The organism is Mesorhizobium sp. LjRoot246 (assembly GCF_964254115.1).
Taxonomy (GTDB): Bacteria; Pseudomonadota; Alphaproteobacteria; order Rhizobiales; family Rhizobiaceae; genus Mesorhizobium.
In genome coordinates this window covers 5296767-5311669 of sequence record NZ_CAXUSN020000001.1, presented here as the reverse complement: position 1 = coordinate 5311669, position 14903 = coordinate 5296767, and the positions used below count along the sequence as shown (strand labels likewise).

Below are 14903 nucleotides of genomic sequence, written 5' to 3'. Positions count from 1 at the left end.
GCTTCTGGCCGGATTTCGAGCCAACCGCAACCTTCAGCGCTCTTCTCGATCGCAATTCTTGTTGCAGGGCTGAAATCCGGCCTGTTTGAGAGACCTCAGGCCGCGATCTGTTCCCGCGCCGCCAGGAGCTGCACGCAGGCATTGGCCGCCTCCTTGCCCTTGACGGTGAAGTGCTCGAAGAAAAAGCGGTGGTGCTCGGCGCTGTCGTGGTAGTTGTGCGGGGTGAGAACCGCCGACAGCACCGGCACGCCGGTCGACAGCTGCACGTTCATCATGCCGTCGATGACAGCACTCGCGACGAATTCATGCCGGTAGATGCCGCCATTGACGACAAAGGCTGTGCCGAGGATCGCGCCATAGCGGCCGGTCTGGGCCAGGGTCTTGGCATGCAGCGGGATCTCGTAGGCGCCCGGCACGTCGAAGACATCGACAGTGAAGCGCTCGCCTGCGATGTCGGCCAGTTCTGCCTGGAAAGCCTGCACGCACTGGTCGACGATATCGGCATGCCAGCGCGCCCTGATAACGGCGATGCGGGTCGTTTCGTAGTCTTTATGGGAATGCTGATTCATGGGTCCATCCTTCCGTTTCGAACCAGAATCAGGACGCACGATACGGATTAAGCCCGCGAAAAGCGGGCCGGCTTCCGTTTCGTTCTCTTCCATCCGGACTGTAACCGTCGGCTCCGGAATCACACCGGATCTGCTGACCTTTCCGAAACCGGAAAGCGCTCGCGGGCTCAGGCCGAAACCTTTACCGCCGGTGGGGACTTTCACCCCGCCCTGAGAACATTAACGGCTTTGTATGGAAGGGCAGGGCGCAGCTGTCAACCGTGAGAAGGTTGGGCCAACCCGGTCGACTACCGCGTCCGCCAGGCCGCCGCAGCAGCGGCGATCAGCATCAGCAATGCGGCAACCATTGCGCAGGTGGCAAAGCCGAAGGTCGAATAAAGCGGGCCGAAGCTGGTGGTGCCGACGAAGACCGCCAGATAGGTCACCGCGCTGTTCAGGCCCATGATCGTGCCGCGCCGCGACGGATCGAGTGCAGACAGGCGCATCACCAGGACGTTCAGGCCAAAATGATTGGCCAGTCCCCAGATTGCCACCATGGTCAGGGTCAGCCCGAAACTGCCGCTCGTTGCGGCCATCGCGACGTAGACGACGGCAACCAGAAGATAGGCGAACGGCATGACGCGCCGCGCACCCAGCCGATCGATGACGCCATCGAGGAGAGCGGCTGTACCGAACCCGATGCCATAGGCGACCGCCGCCAACCCATTGGCGCTGACCGGCTCCCCAAGCCCAGCGTGGAGGTGGTCGCCAAGGTAGCCATAGACACCGTAGAAAGCGGTCATGAAGGCGGCGCAGGCAATGAGAAGCGGGACGATGCCGGGAATGCTGAGCGCCTCCAGCGGCGTCGGCGCCGGACCGCTCTTCCTGACGTCGCTCAGCGACGACAGTGTGAGGCCGGCCAATGCAAGAATGGCCAGCAGCGCGACCGCTGCGAAAACGGCGCGCCAATGCACCAGATCGGCAAGCACCGCCGACAGCGAGACGCCGGCCACCATGCTGAGCGTCCATCCGGTGAGCACGACGCCGATCGTGCTGCTTTCACGGCCCGGCGGAGCGATCGCCGCCGAACTCCCATAGATTGCCGGCATGGCGATACCGGCAGCGATGCCGGCGACCAACTGGGCCGCGACCAGCATCGCCACCGTCGGCGCCACGGCACTGGCGGCGAGCGCTATCGCCAGCAACAACAGTGCGCCCTGCAGCATCCGGCGTGCGCCGAGCCGGTCGATATAGCGGGCTAGGAACAAGGCGCTTGCGGAGGTGCCGAGGCCGAACGCGGCCGCCGCAATCATCACGGCCGGCACGCTGGTTCCGAACGACGAGGCCACGGCAGGTGCAATCGGACCCAGCACAAGCGAGTTCGAGCCGATGACCGCGATGCACCCGGTCAACAGATAGGCAAGCGCCGGAATCGGTGCTCGGGCAGTCAATGGCGCGACTTGATCAATGTTCGACATATCAGCATAATGGCCGTATTCTATTCAGTGGAAAACCAGGAATTTCGCCATGGATGAAGAAACAGATGGTATTCCGCAGAACAAGGCTGCGGCCCGCGACCTCGACGCGATAGACCGAAGAATATTAGGCGTCCTGGTCGATGATGCCACGATCAGCTACGCCGAACTCGGCGATCGCGTCGGTTTGTCGCCACCCGCGGCGCATGAGCGGGTCAAACGGCTCCGGCGCAGCGGCGCCATCAGAAACACCGTCGCCATCATCGATCCCCGGGCGGTGAAAAAGCCCTTGCTTGCCTTTGTCCATATCGACACCAAGGGCTGGGGAAAGACGCCGGAGCTGATGGCGGTCTCGCAATATCCCGAAGTCGAGGAGATCCATACCGTCGCCGGGGATACCTGCATGCTGCTGAAGGTCCGCACGGAAGACACCAGGGCACTCGAAGGCCTTTTGGCGCGCCTCTACGAAACACCGGGGGTCACCTCGACGCGCAGCTATGTGGTTTTATCGACCTATCTCGAGCGGCCGGTGCAGCCCGGCATCACGGAGACGTGGCCGACCCCGAAGCATATGGCCGAGCCTCTGTACTAGAAGCGAGCGGCTACGCTCGCTCGGGGAACATCGCCTTCAGGCCCTCGCGCGACGCTTTGGCGACGCCGCGTTCGGTGATCAGGCCGGTCACCAGCCGCGCCGGCGTCACGTCGAAGGCCGGGTTTGCCGCCGGTGTCGTCTCCGGCGAAATGCGCACCTGGGCGATCTCGCCGCCGGCTGTCTTGCCCCAGACCAGCGAGACTTCGTCGGCCGAGCGCTGCTCGATCGGGATTTCGGCCAGACCGTCATGCACCGTCCAGTCGATGGTGGGCGAGGGCAGCGCGACATAGAACGGCACGTCATTGTCGGCGGCGGCGAGTGCCTTCAGATAGGTGCCGATCTTGTTGCAGACATCGCCGTCGGCGGTGGTGCGGTCGGTGCCGACGATGACCATGTCGATCTCGCCACGCTGCATCAGATGGCCGCCAGCATTGTCGACGATCAGCGTGTGCGGCACGCCGTGGCCGGCCATCTCCCAGGCGGTCAGCTGGGCGCCCTGGTTGCGCGGCCGTGTCTCGTCGACATAGACGTGGACCGGAATGCCGGCCTCCGTCGCCAGATAGATCGGCGCGGTGGCGGTGCCGTAATCGACGGTGGCCAGCCAGCCGGCATTGCAATGGGTCAGGATGTTGACCGGTTCGCCCTTCTGCTTGCGCGCCGCGATCGCCTTGATGATGGCGAGACCGTTCTCGCCGATGGCGCGGTTGAGGCCGACATCCTCGTCGGCGATCTCTCCGGCACGCCGATAGGCGGCTTCGGCGCGTTGTTCTGTCGGCAGGGGCCGCAGGAAGCGCCGCATCTCGTCGAGCGCCCAGCGCAGATTGATCGCGGTCGGGCGCGTTTCGTGCAAGGTCTCCCACACGGCGTCGAGCGCTGCATCCGACGGGTCGTCCGCCATCTGCATGGCGACGCCATAGGCAGCGGTGACGCCGATCAGCGGCGCGCCGCGCACCCACATGTCGCGGATGGCGGTGGCGATGCCGGCAACCGTGCCGATGGTCTCGATGCGGAAATCATGCGGCAGCCAGCGCTGGTCGACAATATCAACCGAACGCCCGTCGTCGCTCAGCCAGATGGTGCGATAGTGGCGGTCGCCGACGTTCAAATGCTGCTCTCCTGTTCGATCAGCGCGGCCAGTTGGTTGACCTCGTCGATGCTGTGGATCTGGCGCCGGTTGACGGCGAGATGGCGGCCGAATTTCAGCGCCTTTGCCTCACAACTGGCGCGCAAATCCTCGTCGGCAATGGTCTCGAAATCGGCATTGTGGGCGAGGCCGAGGATGCGCCTGTGCACCTCGATGCCGGCAAAGCCGAGCAGGTCGGTCCAGATCTGGTGCAGCACATGGTCGAGCGCCTGCTCTGAGGCAAGGATGTCGCCCTGATCTTCGAACAGGCTCCTCTGGTAGAGCATGCCGGTGCGCTCGGTGCGCCACAGATGCGAGAATTCGGCGCGGAACACGGCCCAGGTCTCGGTCGTCACCCCGAGCAGATAGGCGCGCATGGCGTCGCGCTTGCCCTCCTGCTCGTGGCCGCGCTGCGAGAAGAACGACATCCAGAAATTGGCGAGCAGCATGCCGACATCGAAGGCCATCGGGCCGTAGAAAGCGAATTCCGGATCGATCATCCGGGTTTCGGTGTCGGTGACCATGATCGAGCCGGAATGCAAATCGCCATGCAGCAGCGTTTCGGCATTGGCGGCGAAGATGTGTTTCAGCCGCTGCGCCTCGACCTTGAGGTCGCGGTCGGCGCGGAGTTCGGCGACGAGGCCGTCGAGCTGCGGGCTCGTATGCCGGTTCATCTTGGCATCGAAATAGGGGTCGGAGAACACCAGGCTCTCGGTGATGTCGCAAAGCTCGACATTGTCGGCGAACAGCGCCAGATCGGCCTTGCGGTCCTTGGCAGCCATATGCAGGTCGGAGCCGCGAAACAGCGTGCGGGCCATGAACAGGCCGATATCCCGGGCAATGTTCGGCAACTGGCGGCCATCGATCAGGGCGCGGCGCAGGATGATGTGCGGCGGCGCAAGATATTCCATGATGATCAGCGCCTGGCGTTCATCGAAATAATAGATCGCCGGCACCGAGCCCGGCGCGCGCGCCTCTTGCCTTGTCAGCGCGTGATATTCGAAGAAGGAGCGCTTCAGCGGCAGCGGCCAGCTGTCGCCGACCAGGCGGACGTAGGGCAGGGCCTGCTTGACCACCACAGCGCCGCTGCCGCCCTCGACGATGAACACCAGGTTGAGATTGCCGTCACCGACCTCGCGCACCTTCCAGGCGCCAGTGTCCTTGCCGATCTTCGCGCACAGCGGATCGTTGCCGCCAAGGCGGGCAGCCAGGGTTTCGACCGACAGGGCTTCGAACGGCAATTCTTCAGTCATCGTCATCCTCCCGCATATGCGCTCCGAACATAACGGAGGCATGGCGGCCGAGCCAAGCTAGGAAGCGATCTGGCAATTGTCAATCGTGTTGACAATTGCCGATGTAGCCCATAGCGTCATGTCAGGGAGGAACGCATGGTCGGCAATGGCGTGTTCCGCGTAGAGGGACTGAGGAAATCCTTTGGCCATAACGAGGTGCTTGGCGGCGTCTCGCTTGAATTGCATGCCGGCGAAGTGACCGTGCTGATGGGCGCCAACGGCGCCGGCAAATCCACCCTCGTCAAGATCATTTCCGGCGTCTACGAACGCGGCGGCGGCACGATGGCTCTCGTCGGCCAGGATTTTGCACCCAACACGCCGGCCGAGGCGATCCGTGCCGGCGTCGTCACCGTCCACCAGAATATCAATGACGGTGTCGTCGCCGATCTCGACGTCGCCACCAATTTGACGCTGGACCGCCTGAGCGGCAGCGGCGCGCCGACCCTTTTCAATCCGGTCCGCGTGCGACGGGAGGCAAAGGCCGTTGCCGACCGCATGGGGCTGGTCATCGATTTGAAGGCGCGCGTCAGCGATCTTTCGCTAGCCGATCGCCAGATGGTGGCGATTGCCCGCGCGCTGGCGCACCAGCCGAAAGTGCTGATCCTCGACGAGCCAACCTCGTCGCTGTCCAGCGCCGAGGCTGATCGGCTGTTTGCGTTGATCGACAGGCTGCGCGAGCAAGGCGTGGCGATCCTCTACATCTCGCACCGCATGTCGGATATCAGGCGGCTGGCCGATCGCATCGTCTCGATGCGGGACGGCAATATCTCAGGCGCTTTCGACAGGAAACCGCTCGACTATGAAGGCGCGGTCAACGCCATGCTCGGCCGCAAGATCCATCTCGACCAGATCGTCGTCAGGAATTCGGCCAAGGCAATCTTGACGTTGGACGGACTGCGGATTGCACAAGGTGCCCGGCCGATCTCGCTCACGCTCGGCGATGGCGAGGTCGTTGCCATTACCGGCCTCGTTGGGGTCGGCAAGACGGCGCTGGCCGAGACGCTGTTTGGCGTGCGCCGGCCATTGTCCGGCACCATGATGATGAACGGCAAGCCCTATGCGCCGAATTCGACGGGTGAGGCGATCGCCGCCGGTGTGTTCCTGGTCGCCAAGGACCGCGGCGAGAACGGCATCGTCGGCGGCTTCAACATCCAGGAAAATATTAGCCTGCCGTTTCATAAGCGCATGTCGCGTTTCGCTGTTCTCAGGCGCCGTCTGGAACGCGCCACTGCGCGCCGGCAGATCCAGGATCTGGGCATCGTCTGCCGGTCCGAGAAGGACGACATGTCGGAGCTCTCCGGCGGCAATCAGCAGAAGGTGATGGTCGCCCGCTGGATGGCACAGGATGCGAGATTGTTCATTCTGGACGAGCCGTTTCAGGGCGTCGATATTTCCGCCCGGCGCGACATTGCCGCCAAGCTCCGGGCCAGCGCAAACGGCCGCGCCACGCTGTTGTTCGTCACCGAGCTCGACGAGGCGCTAGAGACCGCCGACCGCATCCTGGTCATGTCGGAGCAGACCATCGTCGGCGAACACCGCAATGCCGATGTCGATCTCGATCGCCTGCTGGCCGAAGTCGCCGGCGGGCCGTTGCACAGCGCGGCCTGAAGGGCGCGAAAATGGGAATTGGAATGGAGAGAGCATGGGTTCGAGTTGGGTAAAGACGGCAGCGGCGCGCGGGAGCGCTGAATGACGTTGCGCGACCACGCTATTCGCTACGGCTTCATCGTGCTCCTGTTCGGGCTCGTCGCCTATTTCGCGATCGCCGCCGACGGTTTCGTTTCGCCGCAAAGTGCCGTCTTCATCTTCCAGTCGGTCGCCATCACCGGCGTGCTGGCGCTCGGCGTCACCGCCACGCTCGTCGTCGGCGGCTTTGATCTCTCGATCGGCTCGGTCGCCACATCGGCCATGATGGCGGCGGCCTATGTGATGGTGGTGCTGGAGCAGAACGCCCTTGTCGCGGTCATCGTCTGCCTGCTGATCGGCGCCATGGTCGGCCTGATCAATGGCTGGCTGATCGTCTACATGCGCGTGCCCGATCTGCTGGCGACGCTCGGCATGATGTTTCTGCTCGTCGGCCTGCAGCGCATCCCGACCGAAGGCCGTTCGATCGCCACCGGCATGACGATGCCGGATGGCTCGGTCGCCAACGGCAAATTCTCCGATGCCTTCCTGGCGCTCGGCCGTCACCGCTTCGACTTCTTCATTCCCAATCTCATTCCGGTGTCGGTGGTGGTGCTGCTCGTGCTCGCCGTGCTGATCTGGTTCTTCCTCGAATACACGCGCTTCGGCCGCATGATGTATGCCGTCGGCAGCAACGAGCGGGCCGCCGAACTCGCCGGCGCGCCTGTCAAGGCATACAAGATCTGGGCCTACGTTATTTCAGGCGTTTTTGCCTCGATCGGCGGCATTTTGCTGGCTGCCCGGCTTGGACGCGGCGACATCGCCTCGGGTAATAATCTGCTGCTCGATGCGGTTGCCGCGGCGCTGATCGGCTATGCGGTGCTGGGCGCCGCCAAGCCGAACGCCTTCGGCACAGCCGTCGGCGCGCTGTTCGTCGGCATCTTGCTGCAAGGCCTGACGATGATGAACGCGCCTTACTACACGCAGGATTTCGTCAAGGGCGTGGTTCTGGTCGTCGCCCTTGTCTTCACCTTTGCGCTTTCGGGCAGGGGCAGGAGGTAGTTTCGACCGGGACAGGATTTTCGAGTTCAACAAGAGTGGAGGAAACAAAGTGAGCATTACAAGAAGACTTCTGGGGAAGGTGGCGCTCGGATTGGCCGGCGCAACCGTGCTGATGCAGTTCCCGGCTTTTGCCGCGGACAAGCCAGCGCCCTTCGACAAGCCCGGCGTCAAGATCGCGCTGGTGCGCTATCTCTCGACCGGCGACTTCTTCCAGGCCTATCTCTCGGGCGTCGAGGCGCAGTCGAAGGCGCTCGGCATCGACCTGCGCGTGCTCGACAGCCGCCAGGACGCCGCCCTTCAGTCCGACATGGTCGACCAGGCCATCGCGCTTGGCGTGCAGGGCATCATCATCCAGCACGGCCTGACTGAATCGATGAAGGACGCCGCCCAGCGTGCGGTCGATGCCGGCATCAAGGTGGTGGCTTTCGACGTCAATGTCGAAAACCCCAAGATCCCGCAGGTCGAACAGTCCGATCGTGACTTGGCCCGCCTGGCGCTCGAGCAGGCGGTCAAGGACAATGGCGAGAGCTGGAATGCCGGCTATGTCTATGTCGCCGGCATCGCGCCGCTCGACCGCCGCAACGAGACCTGGGTCGACGTGAAGAAGAAATATGCAGGCGTCAAGGAAGTCGCGATGTTCGGCACGCTCGACAATCCGATCGCAAACTCCGTCGCCAACCAGGCGCGCTCGGTGCTGTCGGCCCATCCCGACATCAAGGTGATGTTCGCCCCCTATGACGAATTCGCCAAGGGTGTGAAGATCGCGGTCGACGAGGCCGGCCTGAACAAGGGCATCAAGATCTATTCGGCCGACATCTCGACCTCCGACATATCAGCGATGCGCGAACCCGACAGCGCCTGGGCAGCAACCGCCGCGACCAATCCGGCAGTTGTCGGCCAGGTCTCGGTGCGTGCGCTGGCGCAGCTGCTGGCCGGTGAAGACCCCGGCCACAACGTCGTCGTGCCGCCGACGCTGATCACCCAGAAGGACCTCATCGACAAGGACATCAAGAATATGGAGGACCTGTCTGCCAAGCTGCCGCAGTTCGCCCATGCCGATGTCGCGATGCCGGCCTGGATGCCGAACCCGAACGCGAAGTAGGGTTCGCTATCGAAGGCCGCTTGCAGCAGCTTGCCGCAGGCGGCCTTTTTGCCGAATATTTGCAGAGCCAATCCGCAGGTTCTGGAAGGTTCGGTGCGCATATGGAAGCACAAGCGGTAATCGAGGAAAGCCTGTCCGGCGCCGTCGCCGGAAGATTGTTTCGATGCCCGCAAGCCACCACGGGTGTCGTCGTACTGAGTGGATCGAGTGGCCGCGTCGATGTCGGGCGCGCGCGGCTCTTTGCAAACGAAGGCTCGTCGGCCTTGGCCCTGCAATGGTTTGGCGGCCAAGGTCAGGCTCCCGGAATATGCGAGATTCCTCTCGAAACCTTCTTCGCGGCAACCGATTACCTCCTTGAAACAGGATGCCGCCGCGTCGTCTATGTCGGCACATCCAAAGGTGCCGAGGCCGCATTGCTCGCGGCGGTCCATGACCCGCGCATCAACGCCGTGGTTGCAATCAGCCCATCATCGGTGGTTTGGGGAAATATCGGCGTGGGCCGGGATGGTGTCAGCTGGCCGGAACGATCCTCATGGTCGCTCGACGGTGTCGCGTTGCCGTTTGTGCCAACGGATCCGAATTGGACACGAGAATACGCAGATGGCCTGGTGTCTTACCGCGGGCTTTTCGAACATTGTTTGAAAACCTTCGAGCGCGAAGCAGAGGCGGCAACCATCCCCGTCGAGACCGCATCGGCCGAGATCCTGCTTGTCGCAGGCGGCGACGATGCGCTGTGGCCCTCCCTATGGTTCGCGACGGATATCGTCCGGCGGCGAGACAACACGGGCAAAGTCACACATCTCGTTTCGTCGCCCGATGCTGGCCACCGCATTCTGTTGCCGGGAGAGGACACACCACGCTCGACATTGCATGCACATGGCGGCAATGACGAGGCCGATTCACGGTTGGGCAGAATGGCATGGGAAGGCATCCGAGAACTGCTGTAGCCGCAGGTCCCGAATACTTTCGCCTGTTTTGCGTCAGTCTCGGCCGGTTCTGCCTACCGCAGCGCAGCCGCGATGTTGCCGCCATCGACCGTGGTCACATCGGCGGTGGTCCGGTCGGCCAGTGCATGATGCAGGAACGCCTGCGCCACGTCCTGCGCCGTCACTTCCTGGCCGAGCAGGTTGCCGGACATGTAGTCCTTCTCCGACACGCCGCGCGCGCCCGAACGGCTGGCGATCATGGCGTCCGTCAGAAGACCCGAGCGGATGCGGTCGGCATTGACCGCGTTCGAACGGATGCCGTGCGCGCCATAGTCGAGCGCGTATTGCCTGGACAGGAACAGCGTCGCCGCCTTCGGCACGCCATAGGCGCCGAACTTCGGACCCGGATTGACCGCCTGCTTGGAGGTGTTGAACAACAGCACGCCGCCGGTGCCCTGTTCGAGCATGATGCGCACGGCATTCTGCGCCACCGACTGGTGGGCGAAGAAATTAAGCTCGAAGCTTTTGCGCAAAAGTGCGTCGTCGAGTTCGCCGATGCGGCCTTCCCAGGCAGCACCGGCATTGGACACCAGGATGTCGACGCCGCCGAACACGGCGACCGCCTTGTCGAAGGCGGCACGCACCTGTGCCGGGTCGGTGATGTCGGCGGCAACGCCGATCGAATTGTTGCCGGCCTTCTTGGCGGCTTCAGCGGCCTTTTCGGCATCGAGATCGACGACAACGGCATGGGCGCCATTGTCGGCGAACAATTTGGCCGTCGCGGCACCGATCGCGCCGGCGCCGCCGGTGATCAGCACGACCTGGCCGGTCAGCGGCTTCGGCTTGTTGGAGGCAAGCTTGGCCTGCTCCAGCGACCAGTATTCCAGCGGGAACAGGTCGGCCTTGGAGAGCGGATGGAAACGGCCGACCGCCTCGGCGCCGCGCACCGCCTCGATCCACATCTCGCCGACATCCGACGCGATCTTTGCGTCCTTCAGCGTGCGGCCATGGCCGAACATGCCGAGGCCCGGCACCAGCGTCAGCCGCGGCATCTGGTCGAGCATGGTGCGCTTGACGTCATCGAGCGCGTCATTGGTTTCGAAATAAGCGCGGTAATCCTTGGCGAAGGCGTCGACATGGCTTTTGATCACGGATTTGTAGTCGCCGGCCTTGTCGGCATCGGGCGCCGGCAGCGCCATCGGTCCGGTCTTGATGCGGATCGACAAATCGGGCGTCGACACGCCGCGCCCGGCATAGTCGGCAATCTCGGATGAATTGATGAAGTCGACGATTGCCGGCGAAGTGCGGAAATCGCTGATCATGCGGTCGTAGCGGCCTTCGCCGCGCGCTACCGCCACCGCGCCGCGCAGCGTCGGCGCGATCGAGGCTGGTGTCGCGAGCTTTGCCGGCAAGGCTGCCTTTGCAGCCTGAGGCTTGCCGTGAGTGGCGATGTAGTCCTCGGCGACGTTCACATAGTGGATCATCCGGTCGTAGGCCTGTTTGGCATCGTCGCCGAAGGTGAAGATGCCGTGCTTGTCGAGGATCAGTCCCTCGACATCAGGGTCGGCGTCGAAGATGTCGGCCGCCGCCTTGGCGAGGTCGAAGCCGGGCATGATGTAGGGCACGTAACCCATCTTCGACCCGAAGACCGTCTTCACCAGCGGCCTGGAGTCTTCCTGGTCGACGATGGCGAGGATAGCGGTCGAATGCGTGTGGTCGACGAATTTGTGCGGCAGGAAGGCGTGCAGCAGCGTCTCGACCGACGGGTTGGGCGACGACGGATCGATGAGGTTGACACGCTGCAGCGCGACCATGTCCTCGTCGGCCAATCTGCTCAGCGCGCGCGCCTTGAGCAGCGGCTTGAGCTTGACCGCCGGCAGGCCCTGCGGCTCGATGACGCCCATGTCCCAGCCGCTGCCCTTGACGCACAGCACGTCCCACTGGTCGCCGACGAGATCGGTGGCCGTCGTCTTGCAGGAGGTGTTGCCGCCGCCATGCAGGACCAGCCGTGGTTCGCCGCCGAGCAGCCGGGTCGTGTAGACGCGCAAGGCCAGGTCGCGGCCGACACCCTTCTTTGCATAGTCGGCAACGAGTTTTTCGGCTGCGTCGTCATTCCACAAATTCTTCATGTTCGCTTCGTCCGGTTGTTGTCTTTGATGGTGAAACAGGAATGCCGCGACGCTTTGATGACAATGCGTCGGCGATGGAAATTTGTGCTTTTCTAGGAGGCCTTTTCTGTTGCGGCTCGGGCATGATCGAGCAGCCGCTGCGCCATGCGCGCGCCGACCACCAGATGCGTGCAAAGGCCGCCGGCGATCGCCGCGAGCAGCGGTTCGAACTTGCTGTCTTCCTGCACCACCATCAGTCGCCTGGCGATGGCGCGCAGCGAGGCCAGTTCGGCGGATATTACCCGGCGGTTGTAGCTGCAGTCGAGCAGCTTGCCGTCGGCGTCGATGATCTGCCCGGCGATGACGCCGGCAGCGCCTCGGCTGCGCAAGTCGGCCATTTCGCCCGGTGTCAGCGCACCGCATTTGACCAGATGGCTGTCGGCATCGACCGCGCCGACCGAGTACAGCGCCAGGTCGCATTCGCTTACGCCCGACAATTGTTCGCGGATCACCGGCTCGTCGCGCAGCGCCCGCGCCAGCTCTTCCGTCGACAGCACCAGCGGCGCGTAGAAATTGAGCCCCTTGGCGTTGAGCCGCCGCGCGATTTCCATCGTGCATTGGTCGGGCCGGTAGGAATAGGGCGCGCCAAGATTGCCGCAGAGCTGCACCACCGTGACGTCCTGCAGGTCGGCATAGGACATGACGTCGGCGATCATGTAGACGGTGCGGCCCCAGGCGACGCCGATGCGGTCGCCCTTCTTGACCAGTTCGAGGAAGACGCTCGCCGCCAGCACGGCGATTTCCGTCGACGGATCGGCGATATGGGCGTTTTCCGGCGCGATCCAGACCGCGTCGAGGCTCAGAGCATCCTCGAGCTTGCGCGCCAGCACATCGTCGGTGAAAAGTTGGGTCGAGGTCGAGATGTTGACGATGCCGGTCTCGCGCGCCTTGCGCAGATACATGGCGACCGAGGCACGGGAAATGTTAAGCTGGCTCGCAACCTGGTCTTGCCGCAGGCCATGGGCGTAATAGAGCCAGGCGGCCTTGTGGATGAGCTGTTCTGCCGGTCGGATCGCCATGCCGTCTCCTTGGCTGACATTATTCACGGCTCTCGACAAAAGTCAAATTAAGCTGGGGTATGCGATGCCATTTGGCGCGGCGAATCTGGATCATCATTGCGCCAAATGCGCCCTATCGTGGCATCGTTGATGGTGACGCGGCCCGAGCCTGCGATTAGAAGGTCTAAAGAAAAGCGCGGGGAGCATGGGATGGGCAATCCTTACGAACAGGATCTCGACAAGAACGCGGCCAACCACCAGCCTTTGACGCCGCTCACCTATCTGGAGCGCGCGGCCAAGACCTATCCCGACCATACTGCCATCATCTATGGCAGCCAGCGCATCGACTACCGCAATTTCTGGCGCCGCTCGCTGAAGCTCGCCTCTGCGCTCGACAAGCGCGGCATCGGCAAGGGCGATACGGTCACCGTCATGCTGTCCAACACGCCGCCGATGCTGGAGGCGCATTTCGGCGTGCCGATGACCAAGGCGGTGCTGCATTCGCTAAACACCCGCCTCGATGCCGCGGTCATCGCCTTCCAGCTCGATCATGCCGAGACCAAGGTGCTGCTCGTCGACCGCGAATTCTCCGGCGTCGTCAAGCAGGCCCTGGAGCTGGCCAAGGTCAAGCCGTTGGTCATCGACTATGACGATCCCGATTTCGCCGCCGACGCGCCGTATCCGAAGGGCGACCGGATCGGCACGCTCGACTATGAGGCTTTCGTTGCAGGCGGTGATGAGGATTTCGCCTGGTCGATGCCCGATGATGAGTGGGATGCGATTTCGCTCAATTATACTTCGGGCACCACGGGCAATCCGAAGGGCGTGGTCTATCACCATCGCGGTTCGGCGCTGATGGCCTACACCAACACCATCCATGCCGGCATGGCCAAGCACGCCGTCTATCTGTGGACGCTGCCGATGTTCCACTGCAATGGCTGGTGCTTTCCATGGACGCTGGCGGTCCAGGCCGGCACCCATGTCTGCCTGCGCTGGGTGCGGCCGAAGCCGATCTACGATGCCATCGCCGATCACGGCGTCACCCATCTGTGCGGCGCGCCGGTCGTCATGTCGGTGCTGATCAATGCCAGGGACGAGGACAAGCGCGAATTCCCGCAGACCGTCACCTTCAACACCGCGGCCGCTCCGCCACCGGAAGCAGTGCTGTCCGGCATGGCCGATGCCGGATTTGCCGTCACCCATCTCTACGGCCTGACCGAGACCTATGGCCCGGCGGTCGTCAACGAATGGCACGGCGAATGGGACGATCTCGAAAAGGGCGAACGCAGCGCCAAGAAGGCACGGCAGGGCGTGCGCTATGCAGCCCTCGAAGGCCTGACTGTCATGGATCCCGATACGATGCGGCCGACGCCGGCCGACGGCGAGACCCTCGGCGAGGTCATGTTCCGCGGCAACATCGTCATGAAGGGCTATCTGAAGAACCGCAAGGCCAGCGACGAGGCCTTCGCCGGGGGCTGGTTCCATTCCGGCGATCTCGGCGTCATGCACCCCGACGGCTACATCCAGCTCAAGGATCGCTCCAAGGACATCATCATCTCGGGCGGCGAGAACATTTCCTCGATCGAGGTCGAGGAGGCGCTTTATAAGCACTCTTCCGTTGGGTCTTGCGGCGTCGTCGCCAGGCCCGACGACAAATGGGGCGAGGTGCCGGTTGCTTATGTCGAGCTGAAGCCTGGCAAGACCGCGACCGAAGCCGAGATCATCGATCATTGCCGCGCGCTGCTTGCCCGCTTCAAGGTGCCGAAAGCGGTGATTTTTGCAGAGATCCCGAAAACCTCAACGGGAAAGATCCAAAAATTCCGGCTACGGGAAATGGCCAAGCTCGCCTGAAGTCTCCGACTGCCTGTCGCGAAAATATTTTCTGCGGACCGCATCCTCGGACCGCCTTGTGACGTCTATTGGATGTCACCATCTGTCACCAATCGTACGCGTACGTCGAAATCCCGTTGACAGGTCGCTCATTTCGATTTACG

General features: G+C 63.1%; 12 protein-coding genes and 1 riboswitch. Of the genes, 6 read left to right on the top strand and 6 right to left on the bottom strand.

Going from position 1 to position 14903, the window contains the following annotated elements; all coding sequences use genetic code 11:
- Positions 1-95: 95 nt before the first annotated feature.
- Both ACSQ3L_RS26085 and ACSQ3L_RS26080 read right to left on the bottom strand, forming a co-directional pair.
- Entirely contained in the window at positions 96-569 is a 474-nt protein-coding gene (locus ACSQ3L_RS26085; RefSeq protein WP_436162518.1) for a 6,7-dimethyl-8-ribityllumazine synthase, read from the bottom strand.
- 77 nt (positions 570-646) lie between these two features.
- Positions 647-791, bottom strand: a riboswitch (FMN riboswitch).
- A 65-nt stretch (positions 792-856) separates the two neighbouring features.
- A complete protein-coding gene (locus ACSQ3L_RS26080; RefSeq protein WP_436162517.1) occupies positions 857-2026 on the bottom strand; it encodes an MFS transporter in 1170 nt (389 codons plus the stop codon).
- 49 nt (positions 2027-2075) lie between these two features.
- Here ACSQ3L_RS26080 and ACSQ3L_RS26075 point away from each other — a divergent pair, with 49 nt between their 5' ends.
- Positions 2076-2615 (top strand): Lrp/AsnC family transcriptional regulator, encoded by a 540-nt coding sequence (locus tag ACSQ3L_RS26075; RefSeq protein ID WP_436162516.1) that lies wholly within the window; start codon positions 2076-2078, stop codon positions 2613-2615.
- Positions 2616-2625: 10 nt separating this feature from the next.
- Here ACSQ3L_RS26075 and mtnA read toward each other — a convergent pair whose 3' ends face one another.
- Positions 2626-3720 (bottom strand): S-methyl-5-thioribose-1-phosphate isomerase, encoded by a 1095-nt coding sequence (gene mtnA, locus ACSQ3L_RS26070; RefSeq protein ID WP_436162515.1) that lies wholly within the window; start codon positions 3718-3720, stop codon positions 2626-2628.
- Positions 3717-4991 (bottom strand): S-methyl-5-thioribose kinase, encoded by a 1275-nt coding sequence (gene mtnK / locus ACSQ3L_RS26065; RefSeq protein WP_436162514.1) that lies wholly within the window; start codon positions 4989-4991, stop codon positions 3717-3719. The genes mtnA and mtnK overlap by 4 nt, the downstream gene beginning before the upstream one ends.
- 135 nt (positions 4992-5126) lie before the next feature.
- Here mtnK and ACSQ3L_RS26060 point away from each other — a divergent pair, with 135 nt between their 5' ends.
- From ACSQ3L_RS26060 to ACSQ3L_RS26045, 4 genes are all read left to right on the top strand, one after another.
- The gene (locus tag ACSQ3L_RS26060) at positions 5127-6638 is read left to right on the top strand and encodes a sugar ABC transporter ATP-binding protein (RefSeq protein ID WP_436162513.1); all 1512 of its coding nucleotides are present in this window, start codon (positions 5127-5129) and stop codon (positions 6636-6638) included.
- Positions 6639-6719: 81 nt separating this feature from the next.
- Positions 6720-7715: an ABC transporter permease gene (locus tag ACSQ3L_RS26055; RefSeq protein ID WP_436162512.1), complete on the top strand. Its 996-nt coding sequence runs from the start codon at positions 6720-6722 to the stop codon at positions 7713-7715.
- Between the two features lie 49 nt (positions 7716-7764).
- Complete coding sequence (locus tag ACSQ3L_RS26050; RefSeq protein ID WP_436162511.1) at positions 7765-8817, top strand: substrate-binding domain-containing protein; 1053 nt, start codon at positions 7765-7767, stop codon at positions 8815-8817.
- Between the two features lie 101 nt (positions 8818-8918).
- A complete protein-coding gene (locus ACSQ3L_RS26045; protein WP_436163528.1) occupies positions 8919-9764 on the top strand; it encodes an acyl-CoA thioester hydrolase/BAAT C-terminal domain-containing protein in 846 nt (281 codons plus the stop codon).
- Between the two features lie 53 nt (positions 9765-9817).
- Here the strand turns inward: ACSQ3L_RS26045 and ACSQ3L_RS26040 are convergent, their stop codons facing one another.
- Both ACSQ3L_RS26040 and ACSQ3L_RS26035 read right to left on the bottom strand, forming a co-directional pair.
- Positions 9818-11872 carry a bifunctional aldolase/short-chain dehydrogenase gene (locus ACSQ3L_RS26040; RefSeq protein ID WP_436162510.1) on the bottom strand — a complete coding sequence of 685 codons (2055 nt, stop codon included), beginning with the start codon at positions 11870-11872 and terminating at the stop codon, positions 9818-9820.
- 92 nt (positions 11873-11964) lie between these two features.
- Entirely contained in the window at positions 11965-12930 is a 966-nt protein-coding gene (locus tag ACSQ3L_RS26035; protein WP_436162509.1) for a sugar-binding transcriptional regulator, read from the bottom strand.
- A 189-nt stretch (positions 12931-13119) separates the two neighbouring features.
- Between ACSQ3L_RS26035 and ACSQ3L_RS26030 the strand changes: the two genes are divergently transcribed.
- The gene (locus tag ACSQ3L_RS26030; protein ID WP_436162508.1) at positions 13120-14760 is read left to right on the top strand and encodes an acyl-CoA synthetase; all 1641 of its coding nucleotides are present in this window, start codon (positions 13120-13122) and stop codon (positions 14758-14760) included.
- Positions 14761-14903 lie beyond the last annotated feature (143 nt).

What these genes read in the sequence shown, in the direction of transcription:
- ACSQ3L_RS26035 (WP_436162509.1), bottom strand. Translation starts at nt 12,930, where the DNA reads ATGGCGATCCGACCGGCAGAACAGCTCATCCACAAGGCCGCCTGGCTC.
- ACSQ3L_RS26080 (WP_436162517.1), bottom strand. Translation starts at nt 2,026, where the DNA reads ATGTCGAACATTGATCAAGTCGCGCCATTGACTGCCCGAGCACCGATT.
- ACSQ3L_RS26040 (WP_436162510.1), bottom strand. Translation starts at nt 11,872, where the DNA reads ATGAAGAATTTGTGGAATGACGACGCAGCCGAAAAACTCGTTGCCGAC.
- ACSQ3L_RS26060 (WP_436162513.1), top strand. Translation starts at nt 5,127, where the DNA reads ATGGTCGGCAATGGCGTGTTCCGCGTAGAGGGACTGAGGAAATCCTTT.
- mtnK (WP_436162514.1), bottom strand. Translation starts at nt 4,991, where the DNA reads ATGACTGAAGAATTGCCGTTCGAAGCCCTGTCGGTCGAAACCCTGGCT.
- ACSQ3L_RS26055 (WP_436162512.1), top strand. Translation starts at nt 6,720, where the DNA reads ATGACGTTGCGCGACCACGCTATTCGCTACGGCTTCATCGTGCTCCTG.
- ACSQ3L_RS26085 (WP_436162518.1), bottom strand. Translation starts at nt 569, where the DNA reads ATGAATCAGCATTCCCATAAAGACTACGAAACGACCCGCATCGCCGTT.
- ACSQ3L_RS26030 (WP_436162508.1), top strand. Translation starts at nt 13,120, where the DNA reads ATGGGCAATCCTTACGAACAGGATCTCGACAAGAACGCGGCCAACCAC.
- ACSQ3L_RS26075 (WP_436162516.1), top strand. Translation starts at nt 2,076, where the DNA reads ATGGATGAAGAAACAGATGGTATTCCGCAGAACAAGGCTGCGGCCCGC.
- ACSQ3L_RS26045 (WP_436163528.1), top strand. Translation starts at nt 8,919, where the DNA reads ATGGAAGCACAAGCGGTAATCGAGGAAAGCCTGTCCGGCGCCGTCGCC.